This is a genomic window from Paraburkholderia graminis (assembly GCF_003330785.1).
In the GTDB taxonomy this organism is placed as follows: Bacteria; Pseudomonadota; Gammaproteobacteria; order Burkholderiales; family Burkholderiaceae; genus Paraburkholderia; species Paraburkholderia graminis.
In genome coordinates this window covers 1,852,448-1,876,301 of the sequence record NZ_CP024935.1, presented here as the reverse complement: position 1 = coordinate 1,876,301, position 23,854 = coordinate 1,852,448, and the positions used below count along the sequence as shown (strand labels likewise).

17 protein-coding genes are annotated in these 23,854 nt (G+C 65.2%); all 17 read left to right on the top strand.

Going from position 1 to position 23,854, the window contains the following annotated elements; all coding sequences use genetic code 11:
- The first annotated feature begins 296 nt into the window (after positions 1–296).
- The 17 genes from tssB to CUJ91_RS26440 all read left to right on the top strand — a co-directional run bounded on the left by tssB (position 297) and on the right by CUJ91_RS26440 (position 23,851).
- A complete protein-coding gene (tssB, locus tag CUJ91_RS26520) occupies positions 297–818 on the top strand; it encodes a type VI secretion system contractile sheath small subunit (RefSeq protein WP_114157547.1) in 522 nt (173 codons plus the stop codon).
- Between the two features lie 8 nt (positions 819–826).
- The gene (gene tssC, locus CUJ91_RS26515) at positions 827–2,320 is read left to right on the top strand and encodes a type VI secretion system contractile sheath large subunit (protein WP_029970267.1); all 1,494 of its coding nucleotides are present in this window, start codon (positions 827–829) and stop codon (positions 2,318–2,320) included.
- A gap of 110 nt (positions 2,321–2,430) precedes the next feature.
- On the top strand, positions 2,431–2,934 hold the full coding sequence (locus tag CUJ91_RS26510) for an Hcp family type VI secretion system effector (RefSeq protein ID WP_006049774.1): 504 nt from the start codon (positions 2,431–2,433) through the stop codon (positions 2,932–2,934).
- Positions 2,935–2,988: 54 nt separating this feature from the next.
- Positions 2,989–3,492, top strand: a complete 504-nt coding sequence (gene tssE, locus CUJ91_RS26505) for a type VI secretion system baseplate subunit TssE (protein ID WP_029970268.1) — start codon at positions 2,989–2,991, stop codon at positions 3,490–3,492.
- Between the two features lie 5 nt (positions 3,493–3,497).
- Positions 3,498–5,423, top strand: a complete 1,926-nt coding sequence (gene tssF, locus CUJ91_RS26500) for a type VI secretion system baseplate subunit TssF (RefSeq protein WP_114157546.1) — start codon at positions 3,498–3,500, stop codon at positions 5,421–5,423.
- The gene (gene tssG, locus CUJ91_RS26495; RefSeq protein WP_053860179.1) at positions 5,387–6,418 is read left to right on the top strand and encodes a type VI secretion system baseplate subunit TssG; all 1,032 of its coding nucleotides are present in this window, start codon (positions 5,387–5,389) and stop codon (positions 6,416–6,418) included. The genes tssF and tssG overlap by 37 nt, the downstream gene beginning before the upstream one ends.
- A gap of 91 nt (positions 6,419–6,509) precedes the next feature.
- Complete coding sequence (tssH, locus tag CUJ91_RS26490) at positions 6,510–9,296, top strand: type VI secretion system ATPase TssH (RefSeq protein ID WP_114157545.1); 2,787 nt, start codon at positions 6,510–6,512, stop codon at positions 9,294–9,296.
- A 3-nt stretch (positions 9,297–9,299) separates the two neighbouring features.
- Positions 9,300–10,310, top strand: coding sequence for a TcdA/TcdB catalytic glycosyltransferase domain-containing protein (locus CUJ91_RS26485; RefSeq protein WP_114157544.1), 1,011 nt, complete (start codon positions 9,300–9,302; stop codon positions 10,308–10,310).
- A gap of 144 nt (positions 10,311–10,454) precedes the next feature.
- Positions 10,455–11,135: a hypothetical protein gene (locus tag CUJ91_RS26480; protein ID WP_114157543.1), complete on the top strand. Its 681-nt coding sequence runs from the start codon at positions 10,455–10,457 to the stop codon at positions 11,133–11,135.
- Positions 11,136–11,217: 82 nt separating this feature from the next.
- A complete protein-coding gene (gene tssI, locus CUJ91_RS26475) occupies positions 11,218–13,107 on the top strand; it encodes a type VI secretion system tip protein TssI/VgrG (RefSeq protein ID WP_167450673.1) in 1,890 nt (629 codons plus the stop codon).
- A gap of 68 nt (positions 13,108–13,175) precedes the next feature.
- Entirely contained in the window at positions 13,176–13,652 is a 477-nt protein-coding gene (locus CUJ91_RS26470; RefSeq protein ID WP_006049766.1) for a DUF6931 family protein, read from the top strand.
- Entirely contained in the window at positions 13,649–15,319 is a 1,671-nt protein-coding gene (gene tagH / locus CUJ91_RS26465; protein WP_114157542.1) for a type VI secretion system-associated FHA domain protein TagH, read from the top strand. Before CUJ91_RS26470 ends, tagH begins: the two co-directional genes overlap by 4 nt.
- A 74-nt stretch (positions 15,320–15,393) precedes the next feature.
- The gene (gene tssK / locus CUJ91_RS26460; RefSeq protein WP_029970276.1) at positions 15,394–16,734 is read left to right on the top strand and encodes a type VI secretion system baseplate subunit TssK; all 1,341 of its coding nucleotides are present in this window, start codon (positions 15,394–15,396) and stop codon (positions 16,732–16,734) included.
- Positions 16,731–18,071 carry a type IVB secretion system protein IcmH/DotU gene (gene icmH, locus CUJ91_RS26455; RefSeq protein WP_114158069.1) on the top strand — a complete coding sequence of 447 codons (1,341 nt, stop codon included), beginning with the start codon at positions 16,731–16,733 and terminating at the stop codon, positions 18,069–18,071. The genes tssK and icmH overlap by 4 nt, the downstream gene beginning before the upstream one ends.
- Before the next feature lie 4 nt (positions 18,072–18,075).
- Complete coding sequence (tssM, locus tag CUJ91_RS26450; RefSeq protein ID WP_114157541.1) at positions 18,076–21,651, top strand: type VI secretion system membrane subunit TssM; 3,576 nt, start codon at positions 18,076–18,078, stop codon at positions 21,649–21,651.
- A complete protein-coding gene (tagF, locus tag CUJ91_RS26445; RefSeq protein ID WP_114157540.1) occupies positions 21,648–23,138 on the top strand; it encodes a type VI secretion system-associated protein TagF in 1,491 nt (496 codons plus the stop codon). Before tssM ends, tagF begins: the two co-directional genes overlap by 4 nt.
- Positions 23,135–23,851, top strand: coding sequence for a PP2C family protein-serine/threonine phosphatase (locus tag CUJ91_RS26440; protein ID WP_114157539.1), 717 nt, complete (start codon positions 23,135–23,137; stop codon positions 23,849–23,851). The genes tagF and CUJ91_RS26440 overlap by 4 nt, the downstream gene beginning before the upstream one ends.
- Positions 23,852–23,854: the final 3 nt, after the last annotated feature.

The following is a 23,854-nucleotide window of genomic DNA, read 5'->3' as shown; positions in this document are numbered from 1 at the left end:
AGCCGGCTGCCCCGATTTATTCCGGCACGTCACGACGAATGTCGCGACGTCGCGCGCTCGCGTGGGTTCCCGCGAATTTTCAAAGCAATCATTCGAGCGACGGAATATTCACGCCGGCCCAGATGTTCTGGTTGCGGAATGCGGTTGCGTCGATGGACGAAAGCTCTAGCAGATCGATTCACAAATCACGGAATAGATCGCGAGTCTGCGCTGTTGTGTGAGCGTGGACGACGGCCGGGCACCAGCACCCGGCTCATTCGAATCCCGAACCTGAATGCATCCAGAGGAACGAGCGTATGGCAACGAGACAGAGCAGTCAGAAATTCATTGCGCGAAATCGTGCGCCGCGCGTACAGATCGAATATGACGTCGAGCTGTACGGTGCGCAGAAGAAAGTGCAGATACCGTTTGTGATGGGCGTGATGTCGGACCTCTCCGGCGCGAACAGCGGCGATCTTCCGCCAATAGAAGAGCGCAAGGCACTGGAGGTGGATGTCGATAACTTCGACAACCGCATGCAGTCGATGAAGCCGCGAGTGAACTTCAACGTTCCCAATACGCTGACCGGCGAAGGCAATCTCGAAGTGGACATGACGTTCGAAAGCATGGACGACTTTTCGCCCGCGGCAGTCGCGCGCAAGGTCGATGCGCTCGCCAGGCTACTGCAGGCACGCACGCAACTGGCGAACCTGGGCACTTATCTCGACGGCAAGGCCGGCGCGGAAAAACTGATTGCCGAGGCGCTCAAGGACCCGGCGCTGCTGCAATCGCTAAGCGCCGCTCCGAAGCCCGTTGACACCGAACCCGGACAGGAGTGAGCGCGATCATGGAAAGTCAGAAGCAGTTGGACACAGCCGCGCAAGGCACCCTGAGCGAAACCAGCGACTTCGCCGCGCTGCTCAACAAGGAGTTTCGCCCGAAGAACGAACGCGCAAGAGAAGAAGTCGAGGCGGCGGTGCGCACGCTCGCCGAGCAGGTGCTGCAGGATTCGAACATCGTCTCCGATGACGTGACCCAAACCATCAATGCGTATGTCGCGGAGATCGACCGCAAGCTCAGCGAGCAGTTGAACCGCATCATGCATCACGAGGAATTCCAGAGGCTGGAAGGCGCGTGGCGTGGCCTGCATCATCTGGTCACGAACTCGGAGACCGATCCGATGCTCAAGATCCGCGTGCTGAATGTGTCGAAGAAGGAGCTGGGCAAGAACCTCAAGCGCTTCAAAGGCGTTGCATGGGATCAGAGCCCGGTGTTCAAGCGCGTTTACGAAGAAGAGTATGGTCAGCTTGGCGGCGAACCGTACGGCTGCCTGATCGGCGACTACTACTTCGATCACAGTCCGCAGGATATCGAACTGTTGCGCGGCATCTCACAGGTGGCCGCCGCGGCCCACGCACCGTTTATCTCCGCCGCCGATTCCACCTTGCTCGGCATGGAGAACTGGAGTGAGCTCGCCAACCCGCGCGATCTGTCGATGATCTTCACGACGCCGGACTACGCTGGCTGGCGCTCGCTGCGCGAAATGGACGACGCGCGCTACCTCGCGCTGACGATGCCCCGCACGCTTGCGCGGCTGCCTTACGGCGCAAAGACCGACCCTGTCGACGAGTTCGATTTCGAAGAAGACACGGAAGGCGCCGATTCGTCGAAATACACATGGCAGAACGCGGCCTATTCGATGGCGGTGAATATCAACCGCTCATTCAAGCTATATGGCTGGTGCACGCGCATTCGCGGCGTGGAGTCGGGCGGTGCGGTCGAGAATCTGCCGGTTCACACTTTCCCGAGCGACGACGGCGGCGTGGATATGAAGTGCCCGACTGAAATTGCGATCACCGACAGGCGCTCGGCCGAACTCGACAAGATGGGGCTGATGCCGCTCGTGCATCGCAAGAACTCGGATGTCGCCGCGTTCATCGGCGCGCAGTCGGTGGCGAAGCCGGAAGAGTACGACGATCCGTCGGCGACCGCGAATTCCAATCTCTCGGCGCGGCTGCCGTACATGTTCGCGTGCTGCCGCTTTGCGCACTACCTGAAGTGCATCGTGCGCGACAAGATCGGTTCGTTCAGCACGCGTGAGCAGATGGAGAGCTGGTTGTCGAACTGGGTGATGAATTACGTCGACGGCGACCCGGTGAATTCGAGCGAAGAAACCAAAGCACGCAAGCCGCTCGCCGCCGCGCAGGTCGTGGTGGAGGAAGTGGAGGGCAATCCCGGCTACTACACGTCGAAGTTCTTCCTCAAGCCGCATTACCAGTTGGAAGGCCTGACCGTGTCGCTGCGGCTCGTGTCCCGCCTGCCGTCCGCGCTCGCGGCGTAGGCGTCCCGCACCACGTCACCATGCAGAAAACCCGTCCGCGGCGCAAACGCCACGGGCTCCACGTTCGCCGCACCGGCGAGCACACTCATTAGCAACGGGAAGAGGTCAATATGGCATTCGATATGCACCTGAAATTCGGCGCTGGTTCGGTCACGATCCAGGGCGCGTCCAACCATTCGAAGCACAAGAACGAGGTGCCGATCATCGCGTGGTCCTGGGGCGTCAGCAACACCGGCAACCTTCACACTGGCGCGGGCTACGCGTCCGGCGGCAAGGCGAACATTCAGGACATCACCATCACCAAATACGTCGACAGCTGTTCGAACGCGATTCTCAACGCCTGCTGCACGGGCGCGCGCCTCGACACTGCCTATCTGTACGTGACCAATGCGACCGGTCAGCAAACGGACTTCCTGACAATCGAATTGAGCGAAGGCGTGCTGATTACGTCGGTGGCGACCGGCGGCAGCGGCGGCGATGAGCGTCTGACCGAAAACATCACGCTGCACTTCGGCAAGTTCAAGTATTCGTTCCAGCCCCAGGACGACGAAGGCAAGGCGAGCGGCGGCACGAAGGACTTCACGTTCGACATCCAGCAGGTCGCGAAACAGTAAGCAAGCTGAGGTGCGCGACGACAAGGTGATTCTTACGATCAGGATACCGAACGGATGGCGGAGCTGACCCCTCAGGAGCGCTTGCAGCCCTCGTTGCTCGACCGGCTCACCGACATGGCGCCGGACGAGCCCGACGAGAGCCGCGAGCAGCGCGTGATCACGGCGGCGCGCCTGCGCGAGTATGTGACGCGTGACATTGCCGCGCTGCTGAACTGCACGCGGCAGTGGGACAGCGACGGTCTTCCGGGACTCGATCACGTCGCTAACTCCGTGCTGAACTTCGGTATTCCGGATCTGGCGGGCGCACCGTTGTCCGGCATCGACGCAGGCATGTTGCAGGAGCGTATCCGCACAGCGCTCATCGACTTCGAGCCGCGCCTGATTGCGGACACGGTGCAAGTGGCCGTGAATATCGACGACGCGGTAATGAACGCACGCTCGCTGAGTTTTCGGATCGAGTCGCAGATGTGGGCGCAACCCATGCCGCTTGCGCTCTATCTGCATACCGACGTCGATCTCGAGACCGGTGAATTCCGGGTCTCGCAACATTTCGGTTGACTATCATGGACCCACGTCTTCTCGGCTACTACAACCGCGAACTGCAGCATGTTCGCGAGATGGGCGCGGAATTCGCGAGCGCCTATCCGAAGATCGCGGGGCGCCTCGGCATGGAGGGCTTCGAATGCGCCGATCCCTACGTGGAGCGGCTGCTGGAAGGCTTCGCGTTTCTCGCCGCACGCGTGCAATTGAAGCTCGACGCGCAATACCCGGTGTTCACCCAGCATCTGCTGGAAATGATTTATCCGCACTATCTGCTGCCGATTCCGTCGATGGCGGTGGTGCAGATGCATCCGGACGCGACGCAAGATCTGCCCGCTGGCGGCCACACGGTCGCGCGCCACACGGTAATGCGCAGCCTGAAGGGTTTCGGCGACCGTACCGCGTGTGAGTACCGGAGCGCGCACGAGGTCACGCTGTGGCCGCTCGAACTCGCCGAGGCGCGCTATTTCGACACGCCGGCCGCGCTTGCCGCCGCCGGTCTCGTGCCGCCGCCAGGGCGCGAGGTCCGGGCGGGGTTGCGGCTGCGCTTCTCCACCCTCTCCGGGGTGCAGGCGAACATGCTGGCGCTCGACAGCCTTCCGATCCACTTGGCGGGAGCGGACGAACTGCCCAACGTCGTGTACGAGCAGATGCTCGCAAACGGTGAGGGCTACACGGTCAGAGCGCGAGGCGCGCAGGAAGGCCAATTCGTCAGCGAGCATCACGACGCGGCGGCGCTGCGCGCGATCGGCTTCGGCGAACAAGAGGCGATGCTGCCGTACGGCGACCGTTCGTTTAGCGGCTACAGACTGCTACAGGAATATTTCGCGTGCCCGGAGCGCTTTCGCTTCGTCGAATTCACAGGACTGCGCTCCGTGCTCGCTCGGGCTCAGGGCAATGAGTTCGAGATCGTGGTGTGGCTCGACCGCGGTGCTGCCAGGCTGCATAACGCGCTCGACGCCGGCAACTTCAGGCTGTTCTGCACGCCCGCGGTCAACCTGTTCGAGCAGCGGGCCGACCGGATTCATCTTCAGCAAGGCAAGACCGAGTATCACGTGATCGGCGATCGCACCCGTCCGATGGATTTCGAGGTGCATAGCGTGCTCGACGTGCAAGGCTACGGCGACAGTCAGGAACCGCAGCAAAGCTTTTTGCCGTTCTATGGCGGCACGTCGCGCACCTGGCATCACGCGCAGTCGGCGTTCTATACGTTGCGCCGCGAGCCGCGTCTTCTTTCGGGCCGGCAATTGCAGAACGGCGCGCGCTCCAGCTATGTGGGCAGCGAGACGTTCATTGCACTCGTCGACGCAAACGACGCGCCGTACCCGACCACGCTGCGTCAACTCGGCTTGCGGGTGTTATGCACCAATCGCGATCTGCCGTTGCATATGCCGGTCGGCAAGTCGTACACCGATTTCACACTGGACACCGACGCGCCGGTCGCATCGATTCGCTGCATCGCCGGTCCGACCCGGCCGCGCGCGCCGACCGCTACCGGCGAGACCGCGTGGCGGCTCATCAGTCATCTGCAATTGAATTACCTGTCGCTGTTCAACGAGAGCCGCGACGACAATGGCAGCAAGGATGGCAACGACGAAGGCGAGCAGAACGCCGCCGCATTGCGCGAGATGCTCGGCCTCTATCGCGACGAGTTCGACGCGGCGGCGCGGCGGAGAATCGAAGGCATCAAGCAGGTCGCCGCGAGAGCCGCCACGCGCCGCGTGCCGGTGCCCGGACCGATCACCTACGGGCGCGGGCTCGAAATCACACTGACGTGCAGCGACGCGGCCTTCGAGGGCAGCAGCGCGTTTTTGCTCGCGTCGGTTCTTCAGCATTTTTTCGCGCGCTACGTCTCGCTGAATTCGTTCACGGAGACCGTCTTGCGCACCTTCGAACGTAACGAGGTAGCCCGATGGCCCGCCACACCCGGCAAGCGTCCGATCCTTTAGCGCCCGATCCTCTGGCACTGGAAGCCGCGCTCAGCGAGCGGCCGTTCGACTTCGAGTTTTTCGAGGCGATGCGCCGGCTCGAATGCGCGTATCCGGACCGTCCGCGGCTCGGACATTCGACGAAGCCGGCCGACGATCCCGTGCGGCTCGCGCATGCGGCGACGCTCGAGTTTGCGCCGCGCGGCATCGAGCGCTTCGAGCGCGGGGCGGCGGGTTCGCCTGGCAAGCTATACGGGCTGTTTCTCGGCCTGTTCGGACCGAACGGTCCGTTGCCATTGCATCTGACCGAGCATGCAGTCGAGCGTCAGCGCAACGCGAAGGACACGTCGCTGGTGGCGTTCGCCGACATCTTTCATCACCGGATGCTGAGCCTTTTTTACCGCGCGTGGGCCGACGCACAGCCCACGGTTCAACTCGATCGCCCCGACGAAGACCGCTTTCGCACGTATGTCGGCGCGTTGATTGGAATGGCCGCGCCGCAACTGGAAGGACGCGATGCGCTGCCGGATCGGTACAAGCGCTTCTTCGCCGGCCGGCTGGTGCCGCAGGCGCGCAATGCCGAGGGGCTCAGGGGCTTTCTCGCGCATTACTTCGGCGTGCCGGTGGCGGTGCTCGAGTTCATGACCGGCTGGATGCAGTTGCCGCGCGACGCCCATCTGCGAATGGGCATTGCGGTGGCGTCATTGGGCCGCGACGCGACGCTCGGTGCGCACGTGCGCGGCGCGCAGCAGCGCTTTCGCTTGCGAATCGGGCCGTTGCCGCTTGGCGAGTTCAAGCGTTTTTTGCCGGGCGGCGATGCGCTCGCCGAACTGGTCGCCGCGGTCAAGCTCTACGTGGGCGGAGAAAAACGCTGGGACGTGCAGATCGTGCTCATGAAAGAAGAAGTGCCGGCGACGCATCTCGGCCAGATGGGTCGCATGGGTTTCAGTACATGGATGGGTCACTACACGAAGCCCGTCGATGCCGACGACGTCGTGCTGACGCCAGTCGACTGAGGCCATGCGAATGCATTGCACCGACGCGCTCGCGTCCTGACTTCCAACCGGCGGCATCACGCCGATCACCCCATTTCAAAGGATCGCCATCATGGCCGAGATCAGTCGCGGCGCGCTGTTCGGCAAGCTCAATTCGCTTGCCTACCGGAGCATCGAAAGCGCTACCGTGTTTTGCAAACTGCGCGGCAACCCGTACGTCGAAATCGCGCATTGGGTGCATCAGATCCTGCAATTGCAGGACTCCGATCTGCACCGGATCGTCAGGCGCTTCGACGTCAACCCGTCGAGTCTCGCTCGCGATCTGAGCGCAGCGCTCGAGCGTCTGCCGCGCGGCAATACGACGATCAGCGATCTGTCGGCCGACGTCGAGGAAATGGTCGAGCGCGCCTGGGTCTTCGCCACGCTGATGTTCGGCGAGGCCCAGGTTCGCACGGGGTATCTGCTCGTCGGCGCGCTGCGCACGCGCCATCTGCGTAACGCGCTGCTCGCGTTGTCCGCTGAGTTTGCGAAAGTGAAGGCGGAGGCGCTTGCGGACGCGTTCGGTGAGATCGTCGCGGGATCGCCCGAAGACCGCCTGGAGGCGACCGACGGCTTCCGGTTGGGCGCGGCGCCCGCGCCTGGCGAAAGCAGTGGCTCCATTGCGCCGGCGCAGATGGGAAGACAGCAGGCGTTGCAGCAATTCACGGTCGATCTGACGGCGCAGGCTCGCGACGGCAGTCTCGATCCTATCGTTGGCCGCGACGGCGAGATTCGCCAGGTCGTCGACATACTCATGCGCCGCCGGCAGAACAATCCGATGCTGGTCGGCGAGGCGGGCGTCGGCAAGACCGCCGTCGTCGAAGGCTTTGCGCTGCGGATCGCGCGCGGCGATGTGCCTCCGGCGCTGAAGGACGTGGTGGTGCGCACGCTGGATGTCGGTCTGTTGCAGGCCGGCGCCAGCATGAAAGGCGAATTCGAGAACCGGCTGCGCCAGGTGATCGACGAAGTGCAGGCGTCGCCCAGGCCGGTGATTCTCTTTATCGACGAGGCCCACACACTGGTTGGCGCGGGCGGCGCGGCCGGCACCGGAGACGCCGCAAACCTGCTCAAGCCGGCGCTCGCGCGAGGCACGCTGCGCACGATCGGCGCGACGACGTGGGCCGAGTATCGCAAGCACATCGAAAAGGACCCGGCATTGACGCGGCGGTTCCAGACTGTGCCCGTCGACGAGCCGGATGAAGAAAAGGCCATTCTGATGATGCGCGGTGTCGCGAGCGTGATGGAGCAGCATCACCGCGTGCAGATTCTCGACGAGGCGCTCGAAGCGGCCGTCAGGCTGTCGCATCGTTATATCCCTGCGCGCCAGTTGCCGGACAAGTCGGTGAGCCTTCTCGACACTGCTTGCGCACGGGTGGCGATCAGCCAGCATGCGACGCCCGCTGAAATCGACGACATGTCGAAGCGGATCGAGGCGCTGGAGACCGAACGGAACATCATCGAGCGCGAAAAGAGCGTGGGCATCGACGTGACGGCCCGCGAAGCGCGCGTCGCTGTTTCGCTCGACACGGCACGCGCGCGCCGCTCGCAACGCGAGTCGGAGTGGGCGAGAGAAAAACCGCTGGTCGAGCGGATTCTGACGCTGCGTGCGCAACTGCGCGGCGATAGCGCGGTGGTCGATGGGACAAGTGACGACGTCGCGCAGCCGGCAGAGGCCGAGCCGGATCGGATGACGCAGACGGGCGCGGCCTCTGCGCCCGACCCTTCCGCGCGCGCGGACATGCTTGGGCGTCTCAAGCGCCTGCAAGCCGAACTCGCCGAACTCCAGGGCGAGGCTCCGTTGATCCTGCCGAGCGTCGACTACCAGGCGGTCGCGTCGGTCGTCTCCGGTTGGACGGGCATTCCCGTAGGGCGGATGGTGCGCAGCGAACTGAAGACCGTGATGAATCTGGCGACTGTGCTGGGCGAGCGCGTGATCGGCCAGGATCATGCGATGGAAGCGATCGCGAAGCGGATTCAAACCTCGCGCGCGGGCCTCGACAATCCCGATCGTCCGGTTGGCGTGTTCATGCTCGCGGGCACCTCGGGCGTCGGCAAGACCGAGACCGCGCTGGCACTGGCCGAGGCGCTGTACGGCGGCGAGCAGAACCTCATCACGATCAACATGAGCGAGTTCCAGGAGGCGCATACGGTATCCACGCTCAAGGGTGCGCCGCCGGGCTATGTCGGCTATGGCGAGGGCGGCGTGCTGACAGAAGCGGTGCGTCGCAAGCCGTATTCGGTCGTGCTGCTCGACGAGATCGAGAAGGCGCATCCCGACGTGCACGAAGTGTTCTTTCAGGTTTTCGACAAGGGCGTGATGGAAGACGGCGAGGGCCGCTCGATCAATTTCCGCAACACGCTGATTCTGCTGACGACCAACATCGGCACCGAACTGATAGCGCAACTCTGCAGCCGCCCGGCCGCCATGCCGGATGCCGACGGGCTCGCGAAGGCGCTGCGCGAGCCGTTACTGGACGTGTTTCCCCCCGCGCTGCTCGGCCGTCTCGTGGCCATTCCGTACTTCCCGCTCAGCGCGGACATGCTGGCGCGAATCGTCACGCTGCAGTTGAACCGCATCAAGCGGCGCGTGGAGGAGCGCTACCGCGTGCCGTTCGACTATGACGACGCGGTCGTTCGCCTGATCGTCGGACGCTGTACCGAGAGCGAATCCGGCGGCCGGATGATCGACGCAATTCTCACCAACACGATGCTGCCCGCAATCAGCCGCGAGTTCCTTGCGCGCTTGATCGACGGCGGCGAAGTGCGGCAGGTTCGCGTGAGCGTGGAGCAGGGGGATTTTGCGTATTCGTTCGACTCCGCTGCGTGCCTCGATCAACCTGGTCTCTATGAGGAGGTTTGAAAGTTGAGAGCCATTCCAAAGGTCATTCATATCATCTGGATCGGCGGCGATATCCCGCAACGGAATCGCGATTGCATCGTCACGTTTCCAAGGATGAATCCCGACTGGGAAGTCAATCTCTGGATCGACGCCAACCAGTTGCTGACCGGCGAACGCCGCCGGCAGATCAGCGACCAGAACGGAGCGCAAGGCCTTGGGCGCGTTTCCGCGGCGCAATGGCAGGAAGTCGCACAGGTGCTGGGAAAAAAAGGAGGCGATGCAGCCACGATCCGCTATCTGGAAGAGTATCTGAATCAGCGCGGCGAGACCCTCCGAGGCATGCGCGCGACGCAGGTCAACTCGATCATCAACTTTTGCGAGGAGAACAGGATCAAGCTTCGGGAAGTGCAGCGCGACCTGAAAATGGGCAAGAACGCAGCGATTTATCGCAGGGAACTCGTCAATCGCGGCGCCAACTTCGGTTCGGCCAGCGACATTCTGCGCATCGAGATTCTTCTTCAGTACGGCGGCATTTATGCGGATACGGACGTCAGTTGCGTGAGTCCGCTCGGCGACATCGTCTGCCATCAGTCTTATCCGCGGTTTTCCGCCGTGAATCCCGTGTGGCACAACGGCGTAAGCGAAAACGACTGGACCAGCGCGGACTGGTGGCAAGCGAATATCCGCGGAGATCAACCGCCTCCCATCAGCAACTCGATCATTGCAAGCCACGCCGGCAGCAATGGCCTGAAGTCGTATAAAGCGCTGATACACAGCAGGTTTCGTTCGCTGAAAACCAACGACGAGCTGCGCACCGAGTACATGGAGGACGTGCGCCGCAGCACGATCAGGATGACCGGCCCCACGGCCGCGGCCGAGAGTTCGGGCTTCACGAAGCTGCGCGACCGGATGTTTGAGGACCAGGTCCACTCGCAGCTTCCAGAGCAGAGTCTGGAGAACAAGATGTTCATGCGCGACAACTGGTATTTCCCCATGTACAAGGTCAGAGACAGCTACTTCCACGACTGGCTTTGACGCTCGAGCCGCAAGTCGCCCACATACAACCAGCGTCCCCCGCCGCGCGCGCCGATTTTTTTACTTCACGAGGAAGGAATAGATCGCGAGACCCGGCTGTTGTGTTCTTCGAGAGACGAACCAACCGCGTCGGGAGATAAGGCGATGCCAGCAGCAAAGAGCAACGATGGATTCGCGGAACTGTCGACACTGAGCGACAAGAATGTCGTGCAGTTCGTGACGAGGCTGATCCAGAACTTCGAGCACGGATCGAATCCCCGCTTCACATACAGGAACGTGCTGGCCGACGACGCGACAGACAACAAGTCGAAGTCCGTGAACCTCATTTCAAACCCCGTCGTGATTCCGTGGACAGTGAGCGAAGAAGACGGTGCGCAGGACGTTCTGTTTCTGTCCGCGCATGTGAACGCCACGCTGAAAATCGGTCAGCTGAAAAAGACCTCGCCGCTCAAGATCAATGTCAGCAAGTTTCATCTGACGGTGCGGCGCAAGCGTGTGCAGGACACCATCGAGGACAGCGGCGTGACGGTCGATGTCGGACCCGAGTCGGTCCACATCGGCGGTGCGAGTGACGGCGGCTGGGACAAGCGTAGCGACAACCTGGAAACGCTGCGCAAAAAGCTGATAGAGGATTCGGCGCTGCCCGCAAAAGAAACCTTGATCACAAAGGAAGCACTCAAAGAGATGCTTGACGGCTGGGTCTCGGTGTCGCGTTTCAAAAGCGAGATTCGCGAGAACTTCAGAACGTCGCTCGGAACTCAGGTCGAGAAAAACGTGAAGTCCGCGGCGAACCTGCCGAGGTTCAGCGTAGACGTCGTCCTCTAGCGCGCATGGACGCACGCACCATCGCACAGCTTCGCGCGCCGCACTGACCGGCTCCGCACACAACCCCGCTTTCGTCAATCACATGGCTCACGCAATCACGCTTGCCTCGAACCTCGGCACCAGTCTGCTGTTCTCGAACATGACTGCGACAGAATCGCTCGGCCGTCTGTTTTCATACCGGATCGAGGCGATCAGCAAGAACCCGCAGGTCGATCTGCGCGCACTGCTCGGCACGCCGATGACCGTCAAGCTCGTCACCCCGCAGGGCTATACGCGGTACTTCAACGGCATGGTCAACGAGTGCGAGCAGGGCGGCTTCGTGAACATCGACAACGTGCGTTACGCCGTCTACACCTTCGGAGTCGTGCCGAAGGCATGGTTGGCGACGCGCCGGCGCGACTGTCGCATCTATCGAAGCATGAGCGTGCCGCAGATCGTCAAATCGGTGCTCGCCGATGCCGGCTATGCGGACGTAAAACTGAGTTTGAGCGGCACTTACGCGCCGCGCGATTACTGCGTGCAATACCGCGAGAGCAGCTTCGATTTCATCAGCCGCCTGATGGAGCAGGAGGGCATCTACTACTTCTTCACGCATGCGGACGGTGTCCACACGATGGTGCTGGCGGACGCGCTCGGCGCGCATTCGCCTGTGTCCGGCTTCGAGCAGATTCCGTATGCGCCGCCGACCGGGCGCGGCAAACGCATGAAGGCGTCGATCAGCGACTGGACCACTGCGCGCGCGATGAATGCAACGCGTGTGCAACTGGACGACTACGACTATCTGAAACCGAAGGCGTCGCTGCTCGCCACCGAGGATGTCACCGATAAGGACGATGCCCACAGCGTGAGCGGTCTCGACATCTACGACTACGCGTACGACTACGTCGGCCACGACCAGCGTCTGCAGGACGGTCAGCGCTACGCGCAGGTGCGCGCCGATGCGCTCAACGTGCCGATGCTGACGAGCGCCGGGCACACCGACGCATGCGGCGTCACCACGGGTGCGTTATTCAGGCTGAAGGACTTTCCGCTTGCGGACGCCAACCAGGAATATCTCGTGATCGAAACCGAGATGCGGCTCGTCGAGCCGGACTACGTGACGGGCGGCGGCGCGGACGAAGGCGAGGAACCGTTTCGCTGCGCGTTCAGGGCGATTCGCAGCCGTCAGCCGTTTCGCACGATGCCGCTCACGCCGCGCCCTGTGATTGCCGGCCTGCAGACCGCGGTGGTCGAAGGCAACACGCCGGAGGACATCGCAGTCGACAAGTACGGCCGTGTGCAGGTCACGTTCTTCTGGAACCGCCCGGCCAAACCAAACGCGCAGAGTTCCTGCCCGGTGCGCGTCGCGCAGATGTGGGCGGGCAAGCGCTGGGGCGCGCAGTTTATTCCGCGCGTCGGACAGGAGGTGGTGGTCAGCTTTCTCGACGGCAATCCGGACCGGCCGCTGATTATCGGCAGCGTCTATAACGCGGACAACATGCCGCCGTACAGCCTGCCCGAAAACCGCACGCAGAGCGGCGTCAAAAGCCGCAGCCACACCGGCTCCACCGAGGACTACAACGAAATCCGCTTCGAGGACAAAAAGGGCAGCGAAGAGGTGCTGATTCATGCGCAGAAGAATTTGCGCGAGGAATCGGAGCATGACCACGACGTGCAGGTGGCGCGCAATTACACGCTGACGGCCGGCAAGCAGATCAGGCTGGTGACCGGACTCGCGAGCATCACGTTGAACAGCACGGGTGAGATCGCGATCGACGGCACCAACGTTACGGTGAACGGCGAACTGAACGTGGCGATGACGTCGGGGCTCGCGATGGAACTCAATTCCAAGGCGAATCTGAACATCAGTTCGATTGCCGCGATGGAGATTCTCTCCGAGGCCGACTGCCTCGTGCAGTCCACCAACCTGCAACTGATCGGCACGGCCACCGCGATACTCGGCGGCGCGGCGCCGATGATCCTGCCGCTATGACTACGCTTTTCGACGCTGCCCGGCAGATGCGGCTATCCGCGCCGGCGAACGCCCGCCTGGAACCAGGGATGACGCCGCGCGCCGCCGTACAGACGCTGCTCGACGACGGACTGGCCGCCGACGCGCTGAGCCTGCTCGCGCGCCTCTTGCCGCGTCGCTACACGGTCGCGTGGGTATGTCAGTGCGCGAGCCGCCAGCCCCTCGGCGCGCACGACCGCGAAGGTGTCGCGCTTGCCGAAGCGTGGGTGCGCGATCCGGGCGAAGCGCAGCGCGCCGCCGCGGCGTCGTTTGCCAACGAGCACCGCTACCGGACGATCGGCGCATGGGCCTGTGCCTCCGCCGGCTGGACCGGCGGCAACCTGAATCCACGATACGGGCAGCCGACGCCGCCGCCCGAGCACCTGAGCGCGATTGCCGCCACGGCGGCCGTCAGCTACATGGCCGCGCTGGTCCCGGCGCAGATCGACGCGCGCCGCACCGCGTTCGTGCGCGACGCGCTGAGCCTGCTCGGCATCCCTAACGATATGGACGGAGCGACGCAATGAGCACCGCGCACAATCTGATTCTCTCGGTGCAGGGCGAACGGGCCGAGCGTCTGGGCGGCCGGCGCGAGTACGTGTTCGACTGTCGCGACGGCAGCATCGGCCGCTCGGAAGACTGCGACTGGGTGCTCGGCACCGAGGGTGTGTCGCGGCTGCACGCTCTGGTGCGCTATCTGAACGGCCTCTATTTCGTCGAGGACCGCAGTACCAACGGCATGCTGCTCAATGGCGCCGCGCTGCAAAGGGGCGATCCCGCGGCGCTGAAAAACGGCGACCGGCTGCAGATCGATACATTCGAAATCACGGTGCGTCTTTCCGGCGCGACGGCCGGGCAGGACGATACCTCGCGCGACGTTTCGCGCGACGTTTCAACAGATGCCCGCAAAGCGGCGGCGCCCGCGCCGTTGCCGCCAGCGTCGGCAGGACCGTCGCCGTTGCCCGCCTCCGACGTGGGAGCGGCTCGCGCGCGGAACGCCGAGCCGCTCGATCTGGGTCTGCTGCTGCCGTCCGCGCGTGCCGGCGCATCTGGCGGCGCAGGGTTTGCGGAAGGGCTGATTCCCGGTGCAGCCGATGCCGCAGCGGCGGGCGCGAGTCTCGATCCGCTCGCGCTATTCGACGCGCCGCCTTCTTATTCCGACGAGGCTGCGCCCGCAGGTCCGCCTGCGCCGGACTGGAACCACATGCCGGCGGTCGCGGACCGCTTCCGCCCGCCGCAAGTCGAACTGCCGCGAACCAGCGGCCCGCTGCTGCCGGACGACTGGGACGCAACCGGAAGCCGGGTCGAACCGCGTTCCGGGCCGCAACGGGAGCCGGTCGATGTCGAGCCCGTCGCCGGGACGTCGGCGGATGTAGCGCAGGCGACGGACTCACGGCAGCCGGCGGATTGGCAGCATGCGTCGCCGGCTATGGTGGATTTTCCGGCTCCGGCTCCGGCCGCCGCGCCGGTCTCATCGATTCCGACGGGCGCAGCGGTTCCGTCAGTCGATCCGGCGGCAGCGGCTCCGCTTACGGATTCGTCACCCACGCCGGCAACGTCGCCATCGACATCAGCATCAGCCACGCCACCGACGCCACCGACGCCACCCACGACCCCCGACCCAAGCCCCGCCACAACCAGCGCGTCCCCGCCAGCCTCCGCCGATGCCGAGGCGCAAGCGCAACAATTGACCGACATGCTCCACATCGCGGTCGACGCGATGATGGACGTGCTGCGCGCCCGCGCCGAGCTGAAGAACCGCTTCCGGCTGCCTGCAACGCTGATCCAGCGTTCGGAGAACAATCCGCTCAAGTTCGCGCCGACCGCGCAGGAAGCGGTCAGGCGGCTGTTCGCGCCGCCGGACGGCGGCTTCCTGTCCGGCAACGCGGCGCTCAACGATGCCGCCGCCGACATCCGCAATCACCAGATGGCCATGCTTGCCGGCGTGCGTTCGGCATTCCAGTCGATGCTGGCCCAGTTCGATCCCGCGCGCATCGAGGAGTCCGAAGGCCGCGCGCGACGCTTGCCGCTCGGCGGCCGGCCGCGCCACTGGGAGCGCTACAAGGAGCAGTTCGACGCGCTAACCCGAGACCCCGACGAATGCTTTCGGCGCCTGTTCGGCGACGAATTCGCGCGGGCCTACGAGCAGCAGCTCGCGCACCTCAAAGCCCGCGCGGCCGACGACCCGCAATAGTGACCCCAGCCACCGCGTCAGCGCACCGCCCGCAGCCGGGCGGCGCACACAGAACTCTTGATCGAACCGACGACATGACCCACCGCAACAAAGTCATATGGAGCGAAGGCCTGTTTCTGAGGCCGCAGCACATGCAGCAGCAGGAACGCTACTTCGAGCGCTACGTGGAACTGCGCGCGGGCGGGCTGCGCCCGCATGCGTGGGGCTTCCAGGAGCTCGAACTCGAACCCGACCTGCTCGCGATAGGCAAGCTCGGCATCAAGCGCGCGCGGGGCGTGTTTCCCGACGGCACGCCCTTTTCGATGCCGGGCGACGATCCACTGCCGGCGCCGCTCGACATCGATTCGAACTGGCGCGATCAGGTCGTTCATCTGAGCTTGCCGCTGCGCTCGTCCACGCGGGCAGACAGCGGATGGACCGGCGCGGGCGCCGCCGACCAGCTATTGCGCTATCGGGTTCGCGAGACGGAAGTGCACGACGCGTCCGGCAGCATGGAAGGGCTTACCGTGCTCGAAGTCGCGGGCATGAGCACGCGGCTCATGCCGGAGTCGCAGCCCGCCGAGGGACTGATGCAGATTCCGCTCGCCCGCGTGATCGAGTGCCGGGCCGACCGGCGCGTGACGCTCGACGACGGCTTCATGCCGAGCGCGTTGCAGACTCAGGCCGCCGAGCGTCTGGTGACGTTTCTGTCGGAACTGCTCGGCCTGCTTCACCAGCGCGGCGAAGCGCTCGCGAGCCGCGTCACGCAAACGGATCGGGGCGGCGCTGCGGAGATCGCCGACTTCCTGATGCTGCAGGTCATCAACCGTTACCAGCCGCTCGTTGCGCATCTGGCCGAAGCGCCGCTGCTGCATCCCGAAGCGCTGTACCGGCTGCTGCTCGAACTGGCCGGGGAACTGGCCACCTTCACCGCGCCGGCCAAGCGCGCACAGAGCTTTCCGGCGTATCGGCACGAACTGCTGCGGGAGAGCTTCGAGCCGGTGATCGCCGCGTTGCGGATCGCGCTGAGCGCCGTGCTCGAACAGAGCGCGGTGCCGATCCCGCTGCAGCAACGCAAGTACGGCGTGTGGGTCGGCGTCGTGCCGGATTCGACGCTGCTCGACACGGCAACCTTCGTGCTCGCCGCGCGAGCCGATATGAAAGCCGAGGACATGCGCCGGCAGTTGCCCACGCAATCGAAAATCGGGCCCGTGGAGAAAATCCGCGACCTCGTGAATCTGCAACTGCCGGGCATCGGCGTGTCGTCGATGGCGGTCGCGCCGCGCCAGTTGCCTTATACGTCCGGCTTCGTGTATTTCGAGTGCGACCGCGGTTCGGCGATGTGGCGAATGTTGAAGACATCCGGTGGCATCGCGATGCATTTCGGCAGCGGCTTTGCCGGCCTCGATCTTCAACTGTGGGCGGTTCGCGCATGAACACCGCCAATCGCAACGATGAGCTGGCCGGGCGCTTCGACGCCACCGTGATCCGTCCGCAGCCGCAAGCCGGCGCCGACGACGCAACGCGCATCATGCCGCGGCATGCGCCTTCGCGCGGCCACGAGCAGGCCGCTTCTGCCGCGCCGCGTATCGAACTGCGCGAATTGATGAGCGGCGTCGTCAATCCGCTCGTGCGCGCCGCCAATCCGCTGCTGCTCCTCAGCGTGCAGTTGCGGCACAGCGTGGCGGCGCCCGCCGATGTCGCGCGGCTGCGCGAACAGGCCGTCGCGCACGTGCACAGCTTCGAGCGTCACGCGCAGGATGCCGGTGTCAACACGCAAACCGTGATGGCCGCGCGCTACGTGCTGTGCACCATGCTCGACGAAGCCGTGAACAACGCGCCGTGGGGCGACCTGAGCGGATGGGCGCAAAAGACGCTGCTCGTGACGTTTCACGGCGAGACCTACGGCGGCGCCAAGTTCTTCCAGATTCTCGACCGGCTGAGCGTGGACTTCTCGCGTCATCTGGATCTGATCGAGATGATGTACATCTGCCTCGCGCTCGGTTTCGGCGGACGCTATCTGGTGGAGCCGGGCGGCCTCGGCCGTCTGGCCGACATTCAGGACGATCTGTACCGCCGGATTCGCGGCTTGCGCGAAGCGCCCGCTGCCGAACTGGCGCCGCACTGGCGCGGCGTCGATGACCGCCGCAATCCGGTCATGCGTCATGTGCCGCTGTGGATCGCCGCTGCCGCGTCGGCGCTCATCGTGATCGGTGCGTTCCTGTACTTCTTCACGCGGCTGAATGCGCTCGCCGAACCCGTCGGCGCGCAGCTTGCCGCGATCGGCACAGGCAGCGCGCCGCCGCCCGCCGGGGCCGCTGCGCCCAGGCCCGCTCGCCCCAGCCTGAAGGCGCTGCTTGCGCCGCTCGAGCAATCCGGCGCGCTCGCCGTGGACGAGCAGGCCGACGGCCGCGACACGATACGCCTTGCGGCAGGCGCGCTGTTTCCTTCGGGCGGAGCGGATCTTTTACCCGACGAGATTCCGCTGCTGCGCCGCGTGGCCTCGGCGCTGAACCAGGTGCGCGGGCGCGTGATCGTGGTGGGCCATACCGACGATCAACCGGTGCACTCGCTCAGATTCAAGGACAACTTCGCGCTGTCGACGGCGCGCGCGCAGAACACGCTGGCGGTCCTCGCACAAGGACTCGACGATCCGCGCCGGCTGGAGGCAAACGGTGCCGGTTCGTCACAGCCGATCGCGACGCCGGCCGATCTGCCGGCGAACCGGGCGCGCAACCGTCGCGTGGAAATTCTGTTTATCCCGGAGAACTGAACCCATGAACACGCTGAAAACCTGGGTCAAGTCCCGGTGGTTCACGCACGCGCTCGGCCTGCTGCTGATCGCGGCACTGATCTGGCTCGGCGGCCCTTACGTGGGCATCGGCGAGCGCGAACCCCTCGCGAGCGCGGCGGCGCGGGTCGCATTGATTCTCGCCGTGGTGCTCGCATGGGTGATCGCCTTGCAGGTCCTGCAATGGAGAGCGCAGCGCAAGACTGCACGGCTTTCCGGCGACCTCGCGGGCCAGGAAACGCAGCTCGCCGCCGCGGAGCCCGTCAGCGAGGAGCGCGCGCAACTGCTGCAGCGCTTTCGTGAAGCAATCCACACGCTGCGCAAGACACGCCGCAACGGCAACAACCTGTACGCGCTGCCGTGGTATGTCGTGATCGGGCCGCCCGGCTCGGGCAAGAGCACGCTGCTGCAAAACTCCGGTCTCGACTTTCCGTTGTCCGAGCGCTTCGGCAAGGACGCGTTGCGCGGTATCGGCGGTACACGCAACTGCGACTGGTGGTTCACCGACGAGGCCGTGTTTCTCGACACCGCGGGCCGCTACACGACGCAGGATTCCGACGCGCAAGCCGATGCAAGCGCATGGCAGTCGTTTCTCGCGCTGCTGCGCCGCTATCGCAGGCGCCGGCCGCTGAACGGCGTCATCGTGACGATGAGCGTGTCCGATCTGCTCGGCTTCGACGACGCCGCGCGCGAACAGCATGCGCGCGCCGTGCGCCGTCGTCTGGACGAACTCGCGCAGCATCTGAAAGTCGCCGTGCCCGTGTATCTCGTGTTCACCAAATGCGACCTGGTAGCGGGCTTCGGCGAGTTCTTTGACGACCTGGGCGCTCAGTTGCGCAGCCAGGTGTGGGGCGTCACGTTCCCGCTGGGCGCGAGCCTCGACGGCAGTGCGTCCAGCCGTTTCGCCGATGAATATGATCTGCTGCTCAACCGCCTCAACACGCGCCTGATCGAGCGCCTGCATGGCGAGCGGGACCGCGGCCGGCGTGCGTCGGTGCTGAGCTTTCCGCAGCAACTGGGCGCGTTTCGCGAGATCGCCCGGCAGTTCGTCGAGGCCGCGTTCGGGCGTCACGAGTACGGCACGCCACCGATGCTGCGCGGCGCTTACCTGAGCTCGGGCACCCAGGAGGGCGCGCCGATCGACCGGATACTGGGAGCGGTCGCGCGCACCTTCGGCGTCGACGCCGCGCGAGTGCAGGCCGGCGCCGGGCAGCGGCACACCTACTTCGTCGAGCGCCTGCTGAAGGATGTGCTGTTTCGCGAGTCCGGTCTCGCGGGCACGAATCCGCGCTTCGAGCGGCAAAAGCTCTTCATGCAGGCCGCCGCCTATGCGGGCCTCGCCGTCGTGACCCTCGTGCTGGTCGCGGGATTCGCGACCAGCTATGCGCGCAACCGCGCGTTCGTCGCGGAAGTTCAGGGCGCGCTGAAGGACTTGCCGGACGCCGCTACGCTTGCCGGCGCGCCTGACCTCAAGTCGTATTTCGCGCGGGCGCTCGCGCGGCTCGAGGTGATCTCCGCGACGCAGGACGCCGCGGGTCAGTACCGCGCGCATGTGCCGTGGTCGATGCGCTTCGGGCTGTATCAGGGCAACGCGCTCTTCGCGCAGGCGCACAGCGCATATCTGCGCGAGCTTGACGGCACCTTGCTGCCGGGCGTCGACCTGCGGTTTCGCGAAGGTCTCGTCGAGAACGCCAGCAATCCGCAAGCGCTTTACGACGATCTGAAGGGCTACCTGATGCTCGGCGAGCCGCAGCATCTCGACGCGGACGAACTGGCCGCGCTTGCGCGCGTCGAGTGGCAGCGGCTGTTTCCGCAGGACCCGGCGATTCGCACTGCGCTCGACAAGCACTTCTCGGCCCGGCTCGGCGACGCGCAGAAGCCGCGCGCACTGCCGCTCGACAACGCACTGATCGCTCAGGCGCGCTCGACGCTGAAGACAGCGGACGTCGCCACGCTGATCTACGGCAGCGTGCAACTGGACGCGGGCCGCTCCGGCGCGTCGCCGGTGCGGCTCGACCAGTCGCTCGGGTTGCTGGGCAACGTGTTCCGCCGCAAGAGCGGGGCGCCGCTGTCCGAGCCTTTGCCGGTTCTTTTCACGCGGCCGTATTTCCAGTCCGAGGTGAGCGGCGGGCTAGACCAGTCCGTCGATCGTTTCGTGAAGGACTACTGGGTGTTCGACAGCGGGCGCGTCGATCCGCTAGCCCGCTCGCGCTATGAACAACAGGTGCTGACGCTCTATGAGCAGGACTACATCCGGAACTGGGATGCCTTGCTCGCCGATCTGCAATTGCAGCCGGTCACGAGCATTCAGGACGCGAGCGCGATGGCCGCGAAACTGTCCGGACCGAGTTCGCCGCTAAAAGCGCTGCTCAACCTGGTTCGCGACAATACGAGCGACATGTTGCGCGCGCCGGCAAGCGCCGCGGCGGCGGGCGCCGACTCGCTGGCCTCGCAGGCGCGGCTTGCGGGTGAAAACATCGCGGCGAAGCGCGCGCTGAACACGCGCCTCGCGGGCGAACTGCGCAACGCAGGCGCGCCGCTGCCCGTCGGCGTCACGCTCAAGGCGGGCGATGCGAACCCGGCCGGCTCGCGGCAGCCGGGCGCGGCCATCGAAGAACATTTCGCGCAGATCGATCAACTGGGCACGGGCACGGGCACGGGCACGAGCGGCGCGACGCCGCTCGACCATACGTTGGCCGTCCTCGATCAGCTTGGCAAAACCCTGCTGACCATGAACGACCTGAGCGACCCTGCCGCGCAGAACAGTCCGGCGCTGCTTGCCGCGCGCCAGGAAGCGGGGCAACTGCCGCCGCAGGTGGCCGGACTGATTCAGGGGCTCACCGGCAAGAGCGCCGATCTGGTTGCGAGCGGCAGCAGCGCGGCGCTTGCCGATCAGTTTCGCGCGGCGGCGGGCAGCGACTGCGCAAACTTCGTCGATGGACGCTATCCGTTTGCGGCAAGCGGCGGCTCGGATATCCCGTTGCAGAATTTCGCCGAGCTGTTTGGCAACGGCGGCAGATTCGACAGTTTTTTCAAATCGACGCTTGCGCAGAGAGTCGATACGGGCGGCCGTGCATGGCGCTGGAAACCGGGCGCGCCGCCGGGACCGCAATCGGTACTGGCCGGCGCGCAGGCCGCCGACGACATCCGTCAGATGTTCTTTCGCAGCGGCGCTCAGGTGCAGGTCGGCTTCACGCTGCTCGCGCCGCAGTTCGAGGCGCCCATCGCGCGGGCCGTGATCGAGATCGACGGGCAGAAGTACGACTATTCGGCTAACGGGGCGTCGAGCGTGGCAATGGCATGGCCGGGCCCGCAGCCGGGCCATGTGTCGGTCAGCGCTTTCGATGTGGCCGGCCGTCCGCTCGGCACGCCGTTGCGCTTCGACGGCGAATGGGCGTTCTTCCATGCGCTCGACGCCGCTCGCCTGCAAAAGCAGGGCGATCTTCGCTATCTGGCGACCTTCGATTTCGACGGCCATGTTCTGAAGCTGCCGATCCAGCCGGCGAGTCTGCGCAATCCGTTCGACAGCAATGAAGTGCGGCGCTTCAGGTGTCCGCGATGAGCGGCGCCGTCGGCTTCTACGGCAAGCTGCCCGGCGCAGGCGACTTTGTGCGGCGCCGGCTGCCGCCGGACTTCGTCGACGCATGGGATCGCCACTTCCAGCGCGCGGTCGAGATCGGGCGGCGCGAGACCGGCGAGCGATGGGCGTCCGCCTGGCAGCACGCCGCGGCATGGCGGTTCGTGCTTCCGTCACAGGTATGCGGCAACGGCTCGTGGTGCGGTGTCGCCGGTCCGGCCGTGGACCGTGTCGGCCGTGCATTCCCGACCGTGCTGGCGGCGCGCTGTTCCGGCGAAGTCGCGGAGCTGTTCGGCAATCCCGGCTGGTTCGACGCGCTCGAGCGGGTGTACCGCAGCGCTCAAGGCGAGGCAGTCAGCGTCGAGACCTTCGACGCGCGCGTCGTGACGCTGCCCCGGCCATTCAGCGACGCGCGCGATTTGTCGGCGCTTTGGCGCGAGTTGCCGTGGGACAGCGGGCAATGGGAATTCGGCATAGCGGACAGCGCGTGCGCCGGCCTGATTCTGAGCGAGGCATGGCGCCAGCTTTGCATGAGGCCGGGGCCGTGGTGCCTGTGGTGGACCGCGGGCGCGGCGCGATTGCTGGCGACGCGCGGGTTGCCGCGCAGTTATGCGGCGCTGCTTGCGCCTTCATGCCTGCCGGCTCAGGACGGACCGCATGGAGCGTATCGACAGTATCAACCGTACGAGCAACCCTTGCGCGCTGACGATACTTTTAGCTCGTCGGATATCGATGCAAGCGGCGCCGCGTCGACGACGGCAGTCTGCGCCTCCGCAAGCGAGCCTTTGATCGCGACCTCAAGCAGTCCCGACCTCGTCCCTCGCACCGCGCCGATCGGCAGCACGACGATGTGGCTGGACAACGGCCGGACTTTGCTCGTGAGCGCAGACGACGGTCCGCCTGACCCACGCCGCGTGGCCGCGCGCGGCATCCGCGAGACGGTGCTGCTGAACGCGCCCGACGCCCGGATGCTGAGGGCCGGGCTGATGTCGCTCCATGCGCGGCTGCGTGATTCAAACAGTGAAGCAAGCCGTGAAGCAAGCGGGGCGGCTGCCGAAAACGGCGCGGCTGTCGTCGTGTGTTTCGAGGGCGCGTCCGCCCGCGTGATGCGCGTCGGCGCCGCGGCGCTGTGGCACTGGCGCTCCGGCCAGTTGCTCGCGCCGTTCGTCGAGCGCGCAGCGGGCACGGGCGGCGAGTTGGACGATCTGCTGTTCGGCGACGCATGGCTCGACATGCCCGGCATCGGCGCCCACGGCGATCCGAACTGCGAGGAAGCGGCGCTTTCGCTCGAACGCGGCGACCGTCTGCTTCTGCTCGCCACACGCGAACTCACGCGGCTTTCGCGCGACTGTCTCGCCACGGCGCTGGCGCTGCCGACCTGCGACGACGCGCGCGCCTATCTGGCGAATGCGGCCGGACTTCGTGCGCCGTCCGCGGAATGGCCGCTCGCGGTCGTGGAGATAGACGCATGACGACGGTCTGCCGCTCAGCCGGCCACACGGAAACCGGTAACGTGCGCCGCCGTAACGAGGACGCGATCCTGGTGCGCGACGACCTCGGACTGTGGGTCGTCGCCGATGGACTCGGCGGCCACGCGGCCGGCGACTACGCCAGCACGCTGATCGTCGAGCGGCTGGGTGCGCTGACTCGCGACGCCGACGTGAACGACTTCATTGCGGCCATCGAAGATACGTTGCAGCAGGTCAACGCCGAGCTGCGCGCGGCAGCCGCGGCGCGGCAGGTCGACGTGATCGGCTCGACGCTCGCGCTGCTGGTCCACGCCCCGGCATTCGTGCTGTGCGGCTGGGTTGGCGACAGCCGCGTCTATGTGCACGAAAACGGCGCGCTGGTTCAGCTCACGCGCGATCACGTGCACGGTCAGCCAGCCGACATCACACAGTTCGGCACGCGCGCGCCGGCAGCGGGGGCGGGGGTGCTGACACGCGCAATCGGCGTCGAGGACACGCTGTTCGTCGACTGGGCGGTGGCGGGCAGCCGCCCAGGCATGCTGTTCCTGCTGTGCTCGGACGGGATCAACAAGGAACTCAGTGACGGCGAACTGGCCGACGCATGCCGCGATCCGCACACCCCGCAGCAGCTTGTGGACCGCCTGTTCGCGCTGTCGCTTGCGCGCCGCGCCCGCGACAACCTTTCCGCCGTGATCGTACGGCTTGAAGCAGCCTGATAG